Annotated in this window: 17 protein-coding genes and 2 pseudogenes; 16 read left to right on the top strand and 3 right to left on the bottom strand. The window is 71.7% G+C overall.

From position 1 onward, the window contains the following. Positions 1 to 139 precede the first annotated feature (139 nt). Positions 140 to 1,498 (top strand): phosphoglucosamine mutase, encoded by a 1,359-nt coding sequence (glmM, locus tag C4B68_RS16040; RefSeq protein WP_099500643.1) that lies wholly within the window; start codon positions 140 to 142, stop codon positions 1,496 to 1,498. Here glmM and C4B68_RS16035 read toward each other — a convergent pair. Beyond that, positions 1,495 to 2,454, bottom strand: coding sequence for a DUF389 domain-containing protein (locus C4B68_RS16035; RefSeq protein WP_099500644.1), 960 nt, complete (start codon positions 2,452 to 2,454; stop codon positions 1,495 to 1,497). The two genes, glmM and C4B68_RS16035, sit on opposite strands and share 4 nt — an antisense overlap. Positions 2,455 to 2,496: 42 nt before the next feature. Continuing rightward, positions 2,497 to 3,465: a type I pantothenate kinase gene (coaA, locus tag C4B68_RS16030; RefSeq protein ID WP_167459096.1), complete on the bottom strand. Its 969-nt coding sequence runs from the start codon at positions 3,463 to 3,465 to the stop codon at positions 2,497 to 2,499. Between the two features lie 173 nt (positions 3,466 to 3,638). Between coaA and glmS the strand changes: the two genes are divergently transcribed. The 7 genes from glmS (at position 3,639) to tsaE (ending at position 10,870) form a co-directional block, all read left to right on the top strand. Next, the gene (gene glmS, locus C4B68_RS16025) at positions 3,639 to 5,486 is read left to right on the top strand and encodes a glutamine--fructose-6-phosphate transaminase (isomerizing) (RefSeq protein WP_099500646.1); all 1,848 of its coding nucleotides are present in this window, start codon (positions 3,639 to 3,641) and stop codon (positions 5,484 to 5,486) included. Positions 5,487 to 5,598: 112 nt separating this feature from the next. Next, positions 5,599 to 5,760 (top strand): hypothetical protein, encoded by a 162-nt coding sequence (locus C4B68_RS16020; protein WP_240634375.1) that lies wholly within the window; start codon positions 5,599 to 5,601, stop codon positions 5,758 to 5,760. A 53-nt stretch (positions 5,761 to 5,813) separates the two neighbouring features. Continuing rightward, positions 5,814 to 6,185, top strand: a complete 372-nt coding sequence (locus tag C4B68_RS16015) for a holo-ACP synthase (RefSeq protein WP_099500647.1) — start codon at positions 5,814 to 5,816, stop codon at positions 6,183 to 6,185. Between the two features lie 49 nt (positions 6,186 to 6,234). Next, a complete protein-coding gene (locus tag C4B68_RS16010) occupies positions 6,235 to 7,737 on the top strand; it encodes an NAD(P)H-hydrate dehydratase (protein WP_099500648.1) in 1,503 nt (500 codons plus the stop codon). A 171-nt stretch (positions 7,738 to 7,908) separates the two neighbouring features. After that, entirely contained in the window at positions 7,909 to 9,066 is a 1,158-nt protein-coding gene (gene alr, locus C4B68_RS16005) for an alanine racemase (RefSeq protein WP_099500649.1), read from the top strand. Positions 9,067 to 9,135: 69 nt separating this feature from the next. Further along, positions 9,136 to 10,371, top strand: a complete 1,236-nt coding sequence (locus tag C4B68_RS16000; RefSeq protein WP_099500650.1) for an alpha/beta fold hydrolase — start codon at positions 9,136 to 9,138, stop codon at positions 10,369 to 10,371. Next, complete coding sequence (gene tsaE, locus C4B68_RS15995) at positions 10,337 to 10,870, top strand: tRNA (adenosine(37)-N6)-threonylcarbamoyltransferase complex ATPase subunit type 1 TsaE (protein WP_099500651.1); 534 nt, start codon at positions 10,337 to 10,339, stop codon at positions 10,868 to 10,870. The genes C4B68_RS16000 and tsaE overlap by 35 nt, the downstream gene beginning before the upstream one ends. Positions 10,871 to 11,399: 529 nt before the next feature. On the opposite strand, the gene C4B68_RS15990 is transcribed toward tsaE, so the two are convergent. Beyond that, the gene (locus C4B68_RS15990; RefSeq protein ID WP_099500652.1) at positions 11,400 to 11,954 is read right to left on the bottom strand and encodes a hypothetical protein; all 555 of its coding nucleotides are present in this window, start codon (positions 11,952 to 11,954) and stop codon (positions 11,400 to 11,402) included. A 123-nt stretch (positions 11,955 to 12,077) separates the two neighbouring features. Between C4B68_RS15990 and tsaB the strand changes: the two genes are divergently transcribed. The 8 genes and pseudogenes from tsaB (at position 12,078) to C4B68_RS15955 (ending at position 18,320) form a co-directional block, all read left to right on the top strand. Beyond that, entirely contained in the window at positions 12,078 to 12,725 is a 648-nt protein-coding gene (tsaB, locus tag C4B68_RS15985) for a tRNA (adenosine(37)-N6)-threonylcarbamoyltransferase complex dimerization subunit type 1 TsaB (protein ID WP_099500653.1), read from the top strand. 17 nt (positions 12,726 to 12,742) lie between these two features. Continuing rightward, positions 12,743 to 13,294 (top strand): ribosomal protein S18-alanine N-acetyltransferase, encoded by a 552-nt coding sequence (gene rimI, locus C4B68_RS15980; protein ID WP_099500776.1) that lies wholly within the window; start codon positions 12,743 to 12,745, stop codon positions 13,292 to 13,294. After that, entirely contained in the window at positions 13,287 to 14,435 is a 1,149-nt protein-coding gene (gene tsaD / locus C4B68_RS15975) for a tRNA (adenosine(37)-N6)-threonylcarbamoyltransferase complex transferase subunit TsaD (protein ID WP_099500654.1), read from the top strand. Before rimI ends, tsaD begins: the two co-directional genes overlap by 8 nt. Beyond that, positions 14,432 to 14,683, top strand: coding sequence for a hypothetical protein (locus tag C4B68_RS15970; protein ID WP_099500655.1), 252 nt, complete (start codon positions 14,432 to 14,434; stop codon positions 14,681 to 14,683). The genes tsaD and C4B68_RS15970 overlap by 4 nt, the downstream gene beginning before the upstream one ends. An 86-nt stretch (positions 14,684 to 14,769) precedes the next feature. After that, positions 14,770 to 14,967: pseudogene (locus C4B68_RS44075) on the top strand (LacI family DNA-binding transcriptional regulator); the annotation flags it as partial. A 207-nt stretch (positions 14,968 to 15,174) separates the two neighbouring features. Next, positions 15,175 to 16,332, top strand: a pseudogene (locus tag C4B68_RS15965) (glycoside hydrolase family 3 C-terminal domain-containing protein); the annotation flags it as partial. A 191-nt stretch (positions 16,333 to 16,523) separates the two neighbouring features. After that, complete coding sequence (locus C4B68_RS15960; protein WP_099500657.1) at positions 16,524 to 16,880, top strand: YciI family protein; 357 nt, start codon at positions 16,524 to 16,526, stop codon at positions 16,878 to 16,880. A gap of 219 nt (positions 16,881 to 17,099) precedes the next feature. After that, entirely contained in the window at positions 17,100 to 18,320 is a 1,221-nt protein-coding gene (locus C4B68_RS15955; RefSeq protein WP_099500777.1) for an RNA polymerase sigma factor, read from the top strand. Positions 18,321 to 18,362 lie beyond the last annotated feature (42 nt).

Below are 18,362 nucleotides of genomic sequence, written 5' to 3'. Positions count from 1 at the left end.
GTCCGAACGCCCCGGCGGCACGCCACAGTGCCCCCGGGGCGTTCGTTTATCACAGGCATGGGCGTATAACGGCACAAGGTGCTCAAAGGCTCGTGTGATCGGGTGACTTCCGAACTCTGAAGCTTCCTCAGGAGGACAAGTGGGACGACTCTTCGGCACGGACGGCGTGCGCGGTGTCGCCAACGCGGATCTGACGGCCGAGCTCGCGCTCGGACTCTCCGTGGCAGCGGCGCACGTACTGGCCGAGGCCGGCACGTTCGAGGGCCACCGGCCGAAAGCAGTGGTCGGGCGGGACCCGCGCGCGTCCGGGGAGTTCCTTGAGGCAGCCGTGGTCGCGGGCCTGGCCAGCGCGGGCGTGGACGTCCTGCGCGTCGGTGTGCTGCCCACCCCCGCGGTGGCGTACCTCACCGGGGCGCTGGGCGCCGACCTCGGCGTGATGCTCTCGGCCAGCCACAACGCCATGCCCGACAACGGGATCAAGTTCTTCGCCCGCGGCGGCCACAAGCTCGCCGACGAGCTGGAGGACAAGATCGAGCGCGTCTACGAGGAGCACCGCACCGGCGCCCCCTGGGACCGCCCGACCGGTGCCGGCGTCGGCCGGGTGACGTCGTACGACCAGGGTCTCGACCAGTACGTCGCCCACCTCATCGGCGTCCTGCCGAACCGCCTCGACGGTCTCAAGGTCGTCCTCGACGAGGCGCACGGTGCCGCCGCCCGGGTGTCGCCCGAGGCCTTCAGCCGCGCCGGCGCCGAGATCGTCACGATCGGCGCGGAGCCGGACGGGCTCAACATCAACGACGGCTGCGGCTCCACCCACCTGGGCAAGCTCCAGGCCGCCGTCCTCGAACACGGCGCCGACCTCGGCATCGCGCACGACGGCGACGCCGACCGCTGCCTCGCCGTGGACCACACGGGTGCCGAGGTGGACGGCGACCAGATCCTGGCCGTGCTCGCGCTGGCGATGCGGGAGCGTTCCGCACTGCGCTCCGACACCGTTGTCGCGACGGTCATGTCCAACCTGGGCTTCAAGCTCGCCATGGAGCGCGAGGGCGTCTCCCTCGTCCAGACGGCGGTCGGCGACCGCTATGTGCTGGAGGAGATGAAGGAGCACGGGTACGCGCTCGGCGGCGAGCAGTCCGGGCACGTCATCGTCCTCGACCACGCCACCACCGGCGACGGCACGCTGACCGGCCTGCTCCTCGCGGCCCGGGTCGCCCAGACGGGACGTACGCTCCAGGACCTCGCCTCGATCATGGAGCGGCTGCCGCAGGTGCTCATCAACGTGCCCGACGTCGACAAGTCGCGGGTGAAGACCTCTGCCGAGCTGTCCGCCGCCGTGGCCGACGCCGAGCGCGAACTCGGCTCCACCGGGCGGGTGTTGCTCCGCCCGTCCGGCACCGAGCCGCTCGTGCGCGTCATGGTCGAGGCCGCCGACATCGACCACGCCAGGTCGGTGGCGGGCCGCCTCGCGGACGCCGTGAAGTCGGCGCTGGGCTAGTTCCCGCCTGCCCTCGCTCCCTCTCTCGCTTGTCGGTCGCGCTGCCTGGCCCAGAGCCACTTCTGGGCCAGGAGCGTGAGCGTGCCGGCGAGGATGATGCCGAGCAGGTTCAGCAGGAGCTGCTCGGTGGAGCCCCAGGTCTGCTTCGAGTCGCCGTAGCTAAGGGCCACGGCCGCGTTGGCGGCCGCGGGGACGGTGGTCACGGAGATGGCCACGCCCACCAGGGCGCCCGACTTCGAAGAGGTCAGGGACAGCGTGCCGGCCGTGCCCGCGAGGACCGCCACGACGAAGGAGAACCAGTCGGGGGCCCAGACGAAGCCGGTGTTGGGCCGGTCCGCGTCCAGCTGCTCCTGGGTGAACAGGCCGACCGCGTCCATGAAGTAGCTGAATCCCACCGTGACCACCATGGCCACGGCGAAGCCGGCCAGCAGCGCGATCATCGATCGCAGGGCCAGTCGCGGGTGCCGCTGGACGATCGCCGTGGAGAAGCCGGCCAGCGGCCCGAACTCCGGGCCGACCGCCATCGCGCCCACGATCAGGATCGCGTTGTCGAGCACCACACCGCAGGCCGCGATCATCGTGGCGAGCGTGATGAAGGCGACGTAGGTGAACGACAGCGTCGACTCCTCGTGCGTCGCGTCCGCCAAGTGCTCCCACAGCACCGCGTCCGCCGCCTCGCCCGGTGCCTCCTCCTCGGCCTTCTCAGCCCGCTTGGAGATCGACAGGTCGATGTTCTCGACGGCGATCGAGCCCGTCTTGTCGATGTCCAATGCCCGTAGCGCGCCGATGAGTTCGTCAGCGGCCTCGCGCGCGACGTCGCACATGACGACGTCACCGGCCGGGTTGCGCGCGGCACCCGGCATCACGACGAGGTGGGTGGTGCCGACCGTCTTCTCGATCAGGCGGACCACGTCGTCGGTTCTGTTGGCCGGGGTGATCAGGCGCAGATGCAGCATGACGCCCTTTTTAACAGGCCGACGTTGCGTTCAGGGGGCGGGCTAGAGCTTGCGCAGGCTCAGGCGCTGCACCTTGTGGTCCGGGCCCTTGCGCAGGACGAGCGTCGCGCGGCCGCGCGTGGGCGCCACGTTCTCCAGCAGGTTGGGCTTGTTGATGGTCCGCCAGGTCGTGCGGGCGTAGTCGAGCGCCTCCTCCTCGGAGACCTGGGTGTACTTGCGGAAGTACGAGTCGGGGTCCTGGAAGGCGGTCTGGCGCAGTTTCTTGAAGCGGTCGATGTACCAGCGCTCGATGTCCTCGGGGCGGGCGTCGACGTACACGCTGAAGTCGAAGTAGTCCGCGAGGCCGACGCGGGTGCGGCCGTCCGTGCCGGGCAGGGCGGGCTGCAGCACGTTCAGGCCTTCGACGATGAGGATGTCGGGGCGGCGGACGGTGAGCTTCTGGCCGGGCACGATGTCGTAGATGAGGTGCGAGTAGACGGGGGCGGTGACCTCGTCCTTGCCCGCCTTGATGTCGGCGACGAAGCGGGTCAGGGCGCGGCGGTCGTACGACTCGGGGAAACCTTTCCGCGACATCAGGCCGCGGGCCTCAAGCTCCTTGGTGGGGAGAAGAAACCCGTCCGTGGTGACGAGTTCGACCCGCGGGTGCTCGGGCCAGCGGGAGAGCAGGGCCTGAAGGAGGCGGGCGGCGGTCGACTTTCCCACAGCGACGGAGCCGGCGACGCCTATGACGAAGGGCGTGCCGGACTGGGAGCCCTGTTCGCCCAGGAACGTGTTCAGGGCGCCTCTGAGGCCGTCCGTGGCGCCGACGTAGAGGTTGAGGAGCCGGGACAGCGGGAGGTAGATGTCCCGCACCTCGTCGAGGTCGATGACGTCGCCGAGGCCACGCAGCTTTTCGACCTCCTCGGCGCTGAGGGGGAGCGGCGTCTTCTCGCGCAGCGCGCTCCACTCCGTACGGGTGAGGTCGACGTAGGGAGTCGCCTCCGGCCTCTGCCGGTGGGCGCTCCGGGGCATCGGGGAGACCGGAGAGATCACAGTCCATTGTTACGGGGGTGTGGACGGGGTGGGGCGTGGGGTGCGTCACGCGGGTGTCCTGGTCGCTTGGGGCGTCCGAAGGGGGGCTGGAATTTCCGAAATCGGGCACGCGGAGCCGTGTTGCGGCGGGCGTCGGCGCTTAGGCTGCGGCCATGTGCGGAATTGTGGGATACGTGGGGTCGCAGTCGGCGCTTGATGTGGTGGTGGCCGGGCTGAAGCGACTGGAGTACCGGGGATACGACTCCGGGGGCGTCGCCGTCCTGGCGGACGGGGGGCTCGCGGCCGCGAAGAAGGCCGGGAAGCTGGTCAACCTGGAGAAGGAACTGGCCGACCGGCCGCTGCCGGCGGGCACGACGGGCATCGGGCACACCCGCTGGGCCACCCACGGCGGTCCTACGGACGCGAACGCGCATCCGCACCTGGACAACGCGGGCCGGGTCGCCGTCGTCCACAACGGCATCATCGAGAACTTCGCCGTGCTGCGCGCCGAGTTGGCCGAGCGGGGACACGAACTGGCCTCCGATACGGACACCGAGGTGGTCGCGCATCTGCTCGCCGAGGAGTTCTCCGCGTGCGCGGACCTGGCAGAGGCGATGCGGCTGGTGTGCCGGCGTCTGGAGGGCGCGTTCACGCTGGTCGCGGTGCACGCGGACGACCCGGACGTGGTGGTCGGGGCGCGGCGGAACTCGCCGCTCGTGGTGGGCGTTGGAGAGGGCGAGGCCTTTCTCGCTTCGGACGTCTCCGCGTTCATCGCCCATACGCGGTCGGCGATCGAGCTGGGTCAGGACCAGGTGGTGGAGCTGCGCCGGGACGGGGTGACAGTGACGGGCTTCGACGGCCTTCCGGCCGACGTGCGCTCGTACCACGTCGACTGGGACACGTCGGCGGCCGAAAAGGGGGGCTATGACTACTTCATGCTCAAGGAGATCGCCGAGCAGCCCAAGGCGGTCGCCGATACGTTGCTGGGGCGCATCGACGCGTCCGGGTCGCTGACGCTGGACGAGGTGCGGATCCCGGGCGCCGCGCTCCGGGAGATCGACAAGGTCGTCATCATCGCGTGCGGTACGGCGTTCCACGCCGGGATGATCGCCAAGTACGCCATCGAGCACTGGACCCGCATCCCGTGCGAGGTGGAGCTGGCGAGTGAGTTCCGGTACCGGGATCCCATCCTGGACCCGCGGACCCTGGTGGTCGCCATCTCGCAGTCCGGCGAGACCATGGACACGCTGATGGCGCTGAGGCACGCCCGCGAGCAGGGCTCCAAGGTGCTGGCGATCTGCAACACGAACGGGTCGACGATCCCGCGCGAGTCGGACGCCGTGCTGTACACGCACGCGGGTCCGGAGGTCGCGGTCGCCTCGACGAAGGCGTTCCTGACCCAGCTGGTCGCCTGCTATCTGGTCGCCCTGTACCTGGGCCAGGTCCGCGGCACCAAGTGGGGCGACGAGATCCAGGCCGTCATCCGTGAGCTGTCCCGGATCTCCCGCGAGGTCGAACGGGTCCTGGAGACCATGGAGCCGGTACGCGAGCTGGCGCGGTCCCTCGCCCACAAGGACACCGTGCTGTTCCTGGGGCGGCACGTCGGGTATCCGGTGGCTCTGGAGGGCGCGCTCAAGCTGAAGGAACTGGCGTACATGCACGCCGAGGGCTTCGCGGCCGGTGAGCTGAAGCATGGGCCGATCGCCTTGATCGAGGAGGACCTGCCCGTGGTGGTCGTGGTGCCGTCGCCCCGGGGGCGGTCCGTTCTCCACGACAAGATCGTGTCCAACATCCAGGAGATCCGGGCGCGGGGTGCGCGCACGATCGTCATCGCGGAGGAGGGGGACGAGGCGGTGGCGCCGTACGCGGACCACCTGATCCGGATCCCGGCCACGCTGACGTTGCTGCAGCCGTTGATGGCGACCGTGCCGTTGCAGGTGTTCGCGTGCGAGTTGGCGGCGGCTCGGGGGAACGAGGTGGATCAGCCGCGGAACTTGGCGAAGTCGGTGACCGTGGAGTGACGCGTTCTGCCGGTTCGGTTTCCGCCGGTTCCAGTTCGCCTACAGCCGCGGCGGGTTCGAGCAGACGTACTTCAACCTCGGCGCGCGCCGTGAATCACGACGCTCCGGGGGCATGGCCGATCTGCTCGTGCGCGAGCTGTTGGACGCCGGGATCGTCGGCCGGGACACCCCGTACGACTCCGATCCCGGCTTCAACAGCGACGGCGCCCGCACGGCGCGGATCATCGCCGACCATTTCGGGCTTCCCTCACCGCCGCTCGATCAGGAACGGTGAGACATTCCCGCCAAATGGACCGGTGCCGGGTCGCGCCCCTTAGGGTGCGGGGCATGAGCATCATCGGGGTCGGTATCGACGTGGCCGAGATCGACCGGTTCCGGGCGGCGTTGGAGCGCACGCCCGGGCTGGCCGAACGGCTCTTTCTGGAACAGGAGTTGTTCGTGGCGAGCGGCGAGCGCCGCGGCATCGCGTCCCTGGCCGCACGCTTCGCCGCGAAGGAGGCCCTCGCCAAGGCGCTGGGCGCCCCGGCGGGCCTGCACTGGACCGACGCCGAGGTCTACGTCGAGGACAGCGGCCAGCCACGCCTGCGCGTCAAGGGCACGGTCGCCGCCTGTGCGGCCGAACTGGGCGTACGGGCCTGGCACGTGTCGCTGAGCCATGACGCGGGGGTGGCTTCGGCGGTCGTGGTGGCGGAGGGGTAGTCGTTGCCAGGGGCGGCGCGGTGGGCGCTGGTGCGGGAGACTCGGCGGTATGCGTACTGCGTACAGCGTGGAGACCGTAAGAGCCGCCGAGCGGGAGTTGATGGCGCGGCTTCCTGAGGGAGCGTTGATGCAGCGGGCGGCCGCCGGGCTGGCCGCCGCCTGCGCGGACTTGCTGGGGCGGGTGTACGGCAGCCGGGTGGTTCTGCTCGTCGGCAGCGGCGACAACGGGGGTGACGCGCTGTACGCCGGCGCGCGCCTCGCCCGCCGCGGCGCGGGCGTCACCGCGGTGCTCCTCGCCCCCGAACGGGCGCACGCCGGAGGGCTGGACGCGTTGCTGCGGGCGGGTGGGAGTGTGGAGTCCGGCGGGAGCCTGGCCCCCGTAGGGACGGACGACGCGCGTGTGGCTCCAGGTGGGCAGGGCGACGGGCAGGCGCGCATCGTCGCGGAGTTGATCGGGCGGGCCGACCTCGTCGTCGACGGCATTGTCGGGATCGGCGGCAAGGGCGGGCTGCGGCCCGACGCCGCGGCGCTGGCCGCGCTCGCCGCGGACTCCCGTGCCGCCGTGGTCGCCGTCGATCTGCCGAGCGGCATCGAGGCCGACACCGGAGAGGTGCACGGCGCGGCCGTCCGCGCCGATCTGACCGTGACCTTCGGCACGCACAAGCCGGGGCTGCTCATCGACCCCGCGCGCGTCTACGCCGGGTCCGTACGGCTCGTCGACATCGGGCTCGCTCTTCCGGGTGAGGCCGAGTTGGAGGCCTTGCAGCACGCTGATGTGGCAGCGCTGTTGCCCATGCCGGGGGCGGAGAGCGACAAGTACCGGCGCGGGGTCCTCGGGATCGCCGCCGGATCGGCGCGCTACCCCGGGGCGGCGGTGCTCGCCGTGTCCGGTGCGCTGCGGGGCGGGGCGGGGGCCGTGCGGTACGTCGGGCCCGCGGCGGACGCCGTCATCGCCGCCTTTCCCGAGACGCTCGTGTCCGACCGGGGGCCCGCGCGGGTCGGGCGGGTGCAGGCGTGGGTGGTGGGGCCCGGGGCCGGGGACGACGCGTCGTCGGTCGCCGAGGTGCTCGGCGCGGAGGTGCCGGTGCTGGTGGACGCGGACGGGTTGCGGCTCGCGGACCGGGACGCCGTACGGGCCCGTCGCGCGCCCACGCTGATGACCCCGCACGCCGGGGAGGCCGCCGCGCTGCTCGGGGTCTCGCGTCAGGCCGTCGAGGGGGCTCGGCTGGATTCCGTGCGGGAGTTGGCGGCCGCGTACGGGGCGACGGTGCTCCTCAAGGGGGCGACGACGTTGGTGGCCGATGCGGGGGGCGGGGTTGTGCGGGTGAATCCGACGGGGACGGCGTGGCTGGCGACGGCGGGGAGCGGTGACGTGCTGTCGGGCCTCGCGGGGTCTCTTCTCGCGGCCGGGCTGTCGGCGCTGGACGCCGGGAGTGTGGCCGCGTATCTCCACGGGCTCGCGGGGCGGTTCGCGGCGGACGGGGCGCCTGCCGGGGCCCACGATGTGGCCGCCGCGATCCCGGACGCCTGGCGGGACGTCCGCGCGGGGTGACCGCCGGGAGGGTTTTTCGCCCCCTCCGCCCCTGCCCGTCCCGTACCTGGGGCTCCGCCCCAGACCCGCTCCTCAAACGCCGGAGGGGCTAATTCCTGCCGGGGGGCGAAGAAAGCGTTGCACGGGACCGGCGCCGGAGTGGTGTCAGACCCCTCTGAGACACTTGGCGCGATGAACGAGACAGCAGCCCTGCGCGCCCGCGCCGAGATCGACCTGTCAGCCCTGCGGGCCAACGTGCGGACCCTGCGCGCCCACGCGCCGTCCGCGGCCGTGATGGCCGTGGTCAAGTCCGACGCGTACGGCCACGGGGCGGTGCCGTGTGCCCGCGCGGCACGCGAGGCGGGTGCCACCTGGCTCGGCACCGCCACCCCCGAGGAGGCCCTCGCACTGAGGGCCGCCGGTCTGCCGGGGCGCATCATGTGCTGGCTCTGGACGCCCGGAGGGCCCTGGCGGGAGGCGATCGAGGCCGATCTCGATGTGTCGGTCAGCGGCATGTGGGCCCTGCGGGAGGTCGTGCGAGCGGCCCGGGACGCCGGCGCGCCCGCCCGCGTCCAGCTCAAGGCCGACACCGGCCTCGGACGCAACGGCTGCCAGCCCGCCGACTGGCCGGAACTCGTCAGGGAGGCCCTGAGCGCCGAGGCTCAGGGGCTGATCACCGTCACCGGTCTCTGGTCGCACTTCGCCTGCGCCGACGAGCCCGGTCACCCCTCCATCCCGGCCCAACTCACCCGTTTCCGCGAGATGGTGGCGTACGCCGAGGAGCAGGGCGCCCGCCCCGAGGTGCGGCACCTCGCCAACTCGCCCGCCACACTGACCCTTCCCGAGAGCCACTTCGACCTCGTACGCACCGGCCTCGCGGTCTACGGCATCTCGCCCAGCCCCGAGCTCGGCACCCCGGCCGACTTCGGGCTGCGCCCGGTGATGACGCTGAGCGCGTCACTCGCGCTGGTGAAGCACGTTCCGGCCGGCCACGGCGTCAGCTACGGGCATCACTACACCACCCCCGGCGACACGACCCTCGGCCTGGTGCCCGTCGGCTACGCGGACGGCATCCCGCGCCACGCCTCCGGCACCGGCCCCGTCCTGGTCGACGGCAAGTGGCGTACGGTCGCGGGCCGGGTCGCGATGGACCAGTTCGCCGTCGATCTCGGCGGGGACGAGCCGGAGCCCGGCACGGAGGCGATCCTGTTCGGCCCGGGCGACCGCGGCGAGCCGACCGCCGAGGACTGGGGCCGCGCGGCGGGCACGATCGCGTACGAAATCGTCACCCGGATCGGAACCCGCGTCCCGCGCGTCTACGTGAACGTGAATGAGGAACAAGCCGGGTAATGACCTGTCGGGCCCGGCGAAGAGCGCACAGCGAACCGGCGAAGAGCGCACAGCGAAGAGGAGCGTGACGTGAGCGAGAGCAGCGCGGAGGCCGTCGTGAGCGCGGCCTCGGTGGCCGCCGCCTCCGCCGGGAACTGGCGCAAGGCCGGTGTCGTCGGCGCCGCGATAGGCGTCGTCGCCGCGGGCGCCGCCGCGGGAGTCGCCATAGAGCGGCTCACGGTCGGCCGCGGCATGCGCCAGAAGGCCCGTCTCGCCCTCGACTCGACGGGACCGTACGGAGCGCTGCGCGGCACGCCCGGCAAGGCGTACGCGGACGACGGAACCGAGCTGTACTACGAGGTCGACGACGCCGAGCCACAGGCCCCGCTCGCCCCGCGCCGCCGCCGGCTCTTCGGCCGCAAGGCCCCGGCCCCCGTCACCGTCGTCTTCAGCCACGGCTACTGCCTCAACCAGGACTCCTGGCACTTCCAGCGCGCCGCACTGCGCGGTGTCGTACGGACGGTGCACTGGGACCAGCGCAGCCACGGGCGCTCCGGGAGAGGCAAGTCCCAGCTCGACGACGAGACGCCGGTCACCATCGACCAGCTCGGCCGCGACCTGAAGGCCGTCATCGACGCGGCCGTGCCCGAGGGCCCGATCGTGCTGGTCGGGCACTCCATGGGCGGCATGACCGTCATGGCCCTGGCCGACCAGTACCCGGAGCTGATCCGCGACCGCGTCGTCGCCGTCGCCCTGGTCGGTACGTCGTCGGGGCGGCTCGGCGAGGTCAACTTCGGGCTGCCCGTCGCGGGTGTCAACGCCGTGCGGCGCGTGCTGCCCGGCGTACTGAGGGCGCTCGGCCAGCAGGCCGACCTGGTGGAGCGGGGGCGGCGGGCCACCGCCGATCTGTTCGCCGGTGTGATCAAGCGGTACTCGTTCGCCGGCCGGGACGTCGACCCGGCCGTCGAGCGGTTCGCGGAGCGGATGATCGAGGGCACGCCGATCGACGTGGTCGCCGAGTTCTACCCGGCGTTCACCGCACACGACAAGACGGCGGCGCTCGCCCGCTTCGCCGAGCTGCCCGTCCTCGTCCTCGCCGGCGTCAAGGACCTGGTGACCCCGAGCGAGCACAGCGAGGCCATAGCCGACCTGCTGCCGGACGCCGAGCTGGTGCTCGTGCCCGACGCCGGACACCTGGTCATGCTGGAGCATCCCGAGGTCGTCATAGACCGTCTCGCCGACCTCCTCATGCGCGCGGGCGCCGTCCCGGCAGGGGCTACCGTGGGTGCCTATGGAAGCACCAGCAGCACCGCACAACCCCGCTGATCCCGCACCGGAGGGTGTCAGCGCGCAGATCACCGTCACCTCCCCCGAACAGATGCGGGAGGTGGGCCGCCACCTCGCCAAGCTGCTGCGCGCGGGCGACCTCGTGATGCTGAACGGGGAGCTCGGCGCGGGCAAGACCACGCTGACCCGCGGACTCGGCGAGGGGCTCGGCGTGCGCGGCGCGGTCACCTCCCCGACCTTCGTCATCGCCCGCGTGCACCCGTCCCTCGGCGACGGCCCGCCGCTCGTCCACGTGGACGCGTACCGCCTCGGCGGCGGGCTCGACGAGATGGAGGACCTCGACCTCGATGTCTCGCTCCCCGATTCGGTGATCGTCGTGGAGTGGGGCGAGGGCAAGGTCGAGGAGCTCACCGACGACCGGCTGCTCGTCGTCATCCACCGGGCCGTCGGCGACACCACGGACGAGGTACGGCACGTCACGGTCACCGGGCTGGGGGCGCGCTGGGCGACGGTGGATCTGAGCGTGCTCGCGGCCTGATGGCGCTCGGAGGGGCGGCTGTGTTCGTGGCCTGATCGCGCTCGGAGGGGGTGTGTTCGTGGCCTGACCGTGCTCGGAGGGGCGGCTGTGTTCGTGGCCTGATCGCGCTCGCGGGGCGGCCGTGCTCGTGGCCTGGTGGGCGGGGGTTTTCGCCCCGCTCCTCATGAACGTTCCGACAATACGTCGGCAAGATGTTGCGTTCGGCATCCCGCACGTGGTCACATGGACATCAGTCTGTAGTTAGGTCTACCTAACCGCGCTCCCCCGAAGCCCCAGGAGGCGTCCATGTCGGCTTCAGAGTCGTCAGAGTCGGCTTCAGCACGTGACGTGCCGGCGCAGCCGCGCACGGAGGCCAGGGTGTCGATGCGGGACCTGCTGGCGTCGTGCGCCGCGGCCCGGGCGGTGTCCACGCCGCCTCTCGAGCCCGCGCCGCCCGTGACGGAGCCCGCGGAGGTACGGCGCCCGCAGGCGGCCTGACGCCAAGCGGCCCGACGCACGCCTGGCGGCGCGCTCCCGAGCGGCGTGACGCCTACTGGATGACGACGACCTTCACGCCGATCGTCGCGAAGTTCCACATCGCTTCGCCGTCCGCGCGGGACTCGCGGATGCCACCGAGCTTCCGCGTGGAGTCCGGGGCAACCGTCGAGCCGTCCACCGCCGCGCTGAAGCCGATGCCGATGTCGTCGACCAGCGCGAACCGTACGACGTGCTCGATCTGCACACCGTCGGAGCCGGTGGTCGCGTTGGCACGCGTCGTGACGGCGTACGTGCCGGCGGCCGGGTCGATCGTGCCCGGCGTGACCTTGAAGGTGCGCTGGACCTTGTTGTCCGCGCCGACCAGCCACACGCGGTCGTCGTCGGTCGAGTAGACGACCCGCTCACCGGTGCCGGACTGGGCGGGCAGCGCCGCCGGGTTCTTCTTGTCCCGGGGGGCCTTCGGCGCGGCGGTCTTGGGCGACGCGCTCGCGCGCGGCTTGCCCAGGGTGTCCGGCACATTCGCGGACGCCTGGTAGGCGAGGAAGCCGACTGCGGCGACGGCCGCCACGGTGAGCCCGGCCACGAATCCCGAGCTGCTCCTAGCCACCTTGTATGCCCACCTCTCGTACCCGCGTTCTCACCTTGTACGTCCTTTGCTGTGACGGTAGCAGCAGGGGAGCTGTAGTCCCGGACGGCCGTACGTCCGGCCCGGGCGCCGTACGCTGTTTGCGTGCTCTTGCTCGCTCTGGATACCGCCACCCCCGCTGTGACCGTCGCCCTGCACGACGGCACGTCCGTCATCGCCTCGTCGAGCCAGGTGGACGCCCGCCGCCACGGGGAACTGCTGCTGCCGGCCGTCGACCGGGTGCTCGCCGAGGCAGGCCGGCGGCTCGACGCCGTCACCGGCATCGTCGTGGGCGTCGGCCCCGGCCCGTACACGGGGCTGCGCGTCGGCCTCATGACCGCCGACACCTTCGGGCTCGCGCTCGGCGTGCCCGTGCACGGCCTGTGCACCCTCGACGGGCTCGCGTACGCGAGCGACATCGAGGGTCCCTTCGTCGTGGCGACAGACGCGCGGCGCAAGGAGGTCTACTGGGCGCGGTACGCCGACCGCCGCACGCGCCTGTCGGAGCCCGCCGTCGACCGGCCCGGCGACCTGGACCTCGACGGCCTGCCCGCCGTCGGCGCGGGCGCCCTGCTCTACCCCGACACCTTCCCGGACGCCCGCGCGCCCGAGCACGTCTCGGCGGCCGCGCTGGCCTCCCTTGCCGCGGAGAAGCTCGCCGCGGGCGAGGAGCTGGAGGCCCCCCGGCCGCTCTACCTGCGCCGCCCGGACGCCCAGGTACCGAAGAACTACAAGGTGGTCACCCCGAAGTGACATCCGAGCTGCGCGAAATGCGCTGGTGGGACATCGATCCCGTACTGCAACTGGAAAAGGACCTCTTCCCCGAGGACGCCTGGTCACGGGGCATGTTCTGGTCCGAGCTGGCCCACTCGCGGGGCCCGGAGGCGACGCGGCGGTATCTCGTGGCCGTCGAGGATGAGCGGCTCGTCGGGTACGCGGGGCTCGCCGCCTCCGGCACTGCGTCTGATAGCGGCTTCGCCGCGGTCGGCGACGTACAGACCATCGCCGTACGCCGTGACCAGTGGGGCACCGGGCTCGGTGCCCGGCTGCTCACCGAGCTGCTGCGGGCCGCGACCGCGTTCGAGTGCGCCGAGGTGATGCTCGAATGCCGCGTGGACAACGTCCGCGCGCAGAAGCTGTACGAGCGCTTCGGCTTCGAGGCCATCGGCTTCAGACGCGGCTACTACCAGCCGGGGAATGTCGACGCCCTGGTCATGCGCCTCCACGATCCGGCGACATCAGTACCTGCAGTACCTGCAGTACCTGCAGAACCTGCAGAACCTTCAGCACCTTCAGCACTAGGAACCGAAAGCAATGGCTGACTCACGCGACGAGCCTCTCGTACTCGGCATCGAGACCTCCTGCGACGAGACCGGCGTCGGGATCGTCCGTGGCACCACGCTCCTCGCGGACGCGGTCGCGTCCAGCGTCGACGAGCACGCGCGCTTCGGCGGGGTCGTGCCGGAGGTGGCCTCGCGCGCCCACCTGGAGGCGATGGTGCCGACCATCGACCGGGCGCTGAAGGAGGCGGGTGTGAGCGCCCGCGATCTCGACGGGATCGCCGTCACCGCCGGGCCCGGACTCGCCGGCGCGCTGCTCGTCGGGGTCTCGGCGGCGAAGGCGTACGCGTACGCGCTGGGCAAGCCGCTGTACGGCGTCAACCACCTCGCGTCCCACATCTGCGTGGACCAGCTGGAGCACGGCGCCCTGCCGGAGCCGACGATGGCGCTTCTGGTGTCCGGCGGCCACTCGTCCCTGCTGCTCTCGACCGACATCACGTCCGACGTACGGCCCATGGGCGCGACCATCGACGACGCCGCCGGCGAGGCCTTCGACAAGATCGCGCGCGTACTGAACCTCGGCTTCCCGGGCGGTCCGGTCATCGACCGGTACGCGCGCGAGGGAGACCCCACCGCGATCGCCTTCCCGCGCGGGCTCACCGGGCCGCGCGACCCGGCGTACGACTTCTCCTTCTCCGGCCTGAAGACCGCCGTGGCCCGCTGGATCGAGGCCAAGCGGGCCGCGGGGGAGGAGGTGCCGGTGCGGGACGTCGCGGCCTCCTTCCAGGAGGCGGTGGTGGACGTGCTGACCAGGAAGGCCGTACGGGCCTGCCGCGACCAGGGCGTCGACCACCTCATGATCGGCGGCGGCGTGGCCGCCAACTCCCGGCTGCGCGCGCTCGCCCAGGACCGCTGCGAGGCCGCCGGGATCCGGCTGCGGGTGCCGCGGCCGAAGCTGTGCACGGACAACGGGGCGATGGTGGCCGCGCTCGGGGCTGAGATGGTCGCCCGGAACCGGGCCGCCTCCGACTGGGATCTGTCGGCGGACTCCTCGCTGCCGGTGACCGACCCGCATGTGCCCGGGAACTCTCATGACCATGACCATGACCATGACCATGACCATGGCCATGTGCACTCGCACGATCATGTGCACGAGGTCAGCAAGGAGAACCTGTACTCGTGACCGTCGCGCTGATGTGGGAGGCGCGGGCCGTCGCCGGGCGTGGTGACGAGCTGCTCGACTGGGTGCGGTCGCAGGAGCTGCCCGGGACGCCCTTGCGGAGAGAGATCCTTCGGGCTCCCCAGGACCGGGTTCTCGTCATCACGTGGTGGGATGCGGCGTACGACGCCGAGCTGCCCGAACTTCCTGAGCCTGATGGAGAGTTGGTGACTCGGGCCGTGCATCGCTGGCGGTTCGAGTCGGTGGCCTGACGGCTGCGGTTTCCCATTTCCGATCCCGATCCGATTCCGATCCCGCTCCCATTTTCCGGAAGACTCGTGCAATTTTTCGCGGGTGTGTGTGGAACCGTAGGGGCGTCTTGGATACGTCGACGGAGGTGGGCGCAGTAGCCCGGGAGAGCTTCAAGAACAAGGTGACGATCACCGAGATCGCCCGGCAGGCCGGGGTTTCGGTGCCCACCGTGTCGCGTGTCGTCAACGGCCGCTCCGATGTGTCGCCGGAGACCCGGGCTCGGGTCGAGGACCTGTTGCGGCACCACGGCTACCAGCGCAGGCCCGCCGCGCCGGGTGGCCGGGCCGCCCTCATCGACCTCGTCTTCAACGACCTCGACAGTCCCTGGGCCGTGGAGATCATCCGGGGGGTTGAGGAGGTCGCGCACGCCTCTGGTGTGGGCACGGTGGTCGCTGATCCGGCTGTCGGGTCGGCTGCCCTCGTCGCCGCGTCCACCGCTTCGGCGGCCGCGCCCGCCACCACCGCCCCCGCCCCCGTCGATCTCGACCCACCCCACATGCGCGCGCTGGCACGGCAGTTGGCCGAGGAGTCCGTGGTCCTGCTGGCAAACGACGGTGCGTTGCCGTTTGCGTCCGGGGTGCGGCGGATCGCCGTGCTCGGGCCGCTCGCCGACGATCCGGCGGGGATGCTCGGGTGCTACAGCTTCCCGCGCCATGTCCTGCTGGACTACCCCGAGGTCGAGACGGGGGTCACCGTGCCGACGCTGCTCGAAGCGCTGCGCGCGGAGTTGCCGGACGCGGAGTTCACGGCCGATCCGATGGCGGCCGACGTGTGCGTGGTCGTGGTCGGAGACCGTTCGGGGCTGTTCGGGCGCGGTACGTCGGGCGAGGGCTGTGACGCGGCCGATCTCGAACTGCCCGGCGGACAGGGCGAGGTGGTGGACACGGCGCTGGCCGCTGGGACACCGGTCGTGCTGGTGCTGCTCTCCGGCCGCCCGTACGCGCTCGGGCGCTGGGCGGACCGGTGCGGGGCGGTGGTGCAGGCGTTCTTCGCGGGCGAGGAAGGCGGGCCCGCGGTGGCCGGGGTCCTGTCGGGGCGGGTGAACCCGTCGGGACGGCTCCCGGTGAGCGTGCCGCGCGACTCCGCAGGGCAGCCGTGGACGTATCTCGCCCCGCCGCTCGGACGGCGCGGTGAGGCGAGCACTCTCGACCCCACGCCGCTGTTCCCGTTCGGACACGGGCGGTCCTACACGTCGTACGCCTGGCAGCGGCCGTCGGTCGACGACAGCGCGTTCCCGACGGACGGCGAGACGACCCTGCGGCTGACCGTCCGCAACACAGGGGAGCGGTCCGGTACGGAGGTCGTCCAGCTCTATCTCCACGATCCCGTGGGCAAGGTGGCCCGCCCGGTGGTCCGCCTGATCGGCTACGCACGCGTGCCGCTGGAGGCGGGCGCGTCGGCGGAGGTCCACTTCACGGTTCCGGCCGACCTGGCCGCGTACACCGGACCCGACGGCGACCGGATCGTCGAACCGGGGGAGCTGGAACTGCGGTTGGCGATGTCCAGCGCCGACGACGACGTGCGGTATGCGGTGCCGGTGACGCTGACCGGGCCCGAGCGGGTCGTGGGGCGGGAGCGGCGGATGCGATGCGAGGTGCGGGTGAAGTGAGACGGGCAGGGGCGTCCGGGCCCCGGCCCGCACCACCGCCGACCGTTACTGACCGGCGGAAATTCCCGTGCCGGAAAAATTCTCGAAGAAATCCGGCGCGCGTGTCGATCCCGGCGTCTCCCGTTCGACGCACGGGTGAGAGGTCAGGAGAAGCCCGGCCTCCGCAGAGGCAAGAGACACGAGGAGTCACCATGCCGCGCTATCTGTCGCTCGTCCAGATCGACGAGAGCACCGCGCCCGCCGAGGGCCCCAGCCCCGAGCTGATGCAGCGGATGGGAGAGCTGCTCGAAGAGATCACCAAGGCCGGGGTCATGCTCGACACCGCCGGGCTGACTCCGTCCGCCCAGGGGAAGCGGGTGCACTGGGAAGGCGGGCAGCTGTCCGTCACCGACGGGCCCTTCACCGAGTCCAAGGAGGTCGTCGGCGGCTACGCGCTCATGCAGTGCAAGGACATGGCCGAGGCCCTGGAGTGGACCAAGCGGTTCCTGCAGGTGCACGAGGAGCACTGGAACGTGACCTGTGAGGTGCGGGAGATCGCGGAGGGCTGAGCCAGGACTTGGCCCGAACGCCCCGCGGGTGTCTGATGGTGGGCTGTGGAACAGCAGCCCACCGCCGGCACACACGGTACCGATGCGGTCGCCGCACCCGGTACCGATGAAGCCCGCACACCCGGTACCAGTGAAGCCACCGCACCCGATCCCCAGGAAGCCACCGCACCCAGGCCCCCGGAAGCCGTCTCACCCCGTACCAGCGAAACCGTCGAGACGATCTTCCGCATCGAGTCGCCCCGCATCATCGCCGGCGTCGCCCGGATCGTCCGGGACGTCGGTATAGCCGAGGAGCTCGCCCAGGACGCCCTGGTCGCGGCGCTTGAGCAGTGGCCGCGGGACGGCGTCCCGGACAACCCGGGCGCCTGGCTCATGGCCACGGCCAAGCACCGCGCGATCGACCTCGTACGCCGCCGGGAACGCTACATGCGCAAGCTGGAGGAGGTCGGCCGGGACCTCTCCCTGAGCGCCCCGCACCGCCTGGACGAACCCTCCGACCCGGACGGCATCGACGACGACCTCCTCCGCCTGGTCTTCACGGCCTGCCACCCCGTGCTGTCCGCCGAGGCCCGCATCGCCCTCACCCTGCGCCTGCTGGGCGGTCTGACCACCGCCGAGATCGCCCGCGCCTTCCTCGCTCCCGAGGCGACGATCGCCCAGCGCATCGTGCGCGCCAAACGGACGCTGGCGACGAAGGGGGTCGCCTTCGAGGTCCCGTACGGCCCGGAGCGCGAGGCCCGGCTCGGGTCCGTGCTCGAGGTCATCTACCTGATCTTCAACGAGGGGTACGCGGCCACGGCCGGCGACACCCTGCTGCGCCCCGCCCTGTGCGAGGACGCGCTCCGACTGGCCCGTGTGCTGGCCGAGTTGATGCCGAAGGAGCCGGAAGTGCACGCTCTGGCGGCCTTGCTGGAGCTCCAGGCATCCCGCACGGCGGCCCGCACCGGCCCGTCCGGCGAACCGATCCTCCTCAAGGACCAGAACCGCGGCCGCTGGAACCGCCTCCTGATCCGCCGAGGCTTCACCGCACTCGCCCGAGCCAACGCGACCGCGACGGGAGGCCCCGGCCCGTACGCCCTCCAGGCCGCCATCGCCGCCTGCCACGCGCAGGCGTACGCGCACGAGGACACGGACTGGCACCAGATCGCCACCCTCTACGGCCTGCTGGCGGTCCGCTCCCCATCCCCCGTCGTCGAACTGAACCGCGCGGTCGCCGTCTCGATGGCGGACGGCCCGGCCCCCGCCCTGGAGATCGTCGACACCCTCGCCAGTGAACCCGCCCTCCGCGACTACCACTTGCTCCCCAGCGTCCGCGGCGACCTGCTCGCACGCCTCGGGCGTACGGCGGAGGCACGCGCGGAATTCGAGCGCGCGGCGTCCCTGGCCCGCAACGAACGGGAGCGCGAACTCCTGCTGGCGCGCACGGAGGAGTGCGGCTGACAGCGGGGCGCGATCACCCCGAGGAGTGGCGAGCCTCGGTGC

This window comes from Streptomyces dengpaensis (assembly GCF_002946835.1).
Classification (GTDB): domain Bacteria; phylum Actinomycetota; class Actinomycetes; order Streptomycetales; family Streptomycetaceae; genus Streptomyces; species Streptomyces dengpaensis.
Note: the sequence above shows the minus strand (reverse complement) of the source record. Positions and strands in the feature narration are given on the sequence as shown.

What these genes read in the sequence shown, in the direction of transcription:
- C4B68_RS16020 (WP_240634375.1), top strand. Translation starts at nt 5,599, where the DNA reads ATGGCCGATCTGCTCGTGCGCGAGCTGTTGGACGCCGGGATCGTCGGC.
- rimI (WP_099500776.1), top strand. Translation starts at nt 12,743, where the DNA reads ATGCGCTGGTGGGACATCGATCCCGTACTGCAACTGGAAAAGGACCTC.
- alr (WP_099500649.1), top strand. Translation starts at nt 7,909, where the DNA reads ATGAACGAGACAGCAGCCCTGCGCGCCCGCGCCGAGATCGACCTGTCA.
- glmS (WP_099500646.1), top strand. Translation starts at nt 3,639, where the DNA reads ATGTGCGGAATTGTGGGATACGTGGGGTCGCAGTCGGCGCTTGATGTG.
- tsaE (WP_099500651.1), top strand. Translation starts at nt 10,337, where the DNA reads ATGGAAGCACCAGCAGCACCGCACAACCCCGCTGATCCCGCACCGGAG.
- C4B68_RS16010 (WP_099500648.1), top strand. Translation starts at nt 6,235, where the DNA reads ATGCGTACTGCGTACAGCGTGGAGACCGTAAGAGCCGCCGAGCGGGAG.
- coaA (WP_167459096.1), bottom strand. Translation starts at nt 3,465, where the DNA reads ATGCCCCGGAGCGCCCACCGGCAGAGGCCGGAGGCGACTCCCTACGTC.
- C4B68_RS15960 (WP_099500657.1), top strand. Translation starts at nt 16,524, where the DNA reads ATGCCGCGCTATCTGTCGCTCGTCCAGATCGACGAGAGCACCGCGCCC.
- C4B68_RS16035 (WP_099500644.1), bottom strand. Translation starts at nt 2,454, where the DNA reads ATGCTGCATCTGCGCCTGATCACCCCGGCCAACAGAACCGACGACGTG.
- C4B68_RS16015 (WP_099500647.1), top strand. Translation starts at nt 5,814, where the DNA reads ATGAGCATCATCGGGGTCGGTATCGACGTGGCCGAGATCGACCGGTTC.
- tsaD (WP_099500654.1), top strand. Translation starts at nt 13,287, where the DNA reads ATGGCTGACTCACGCGACGAGCCTCTCGTACTCGGCATCGAGACCTCC.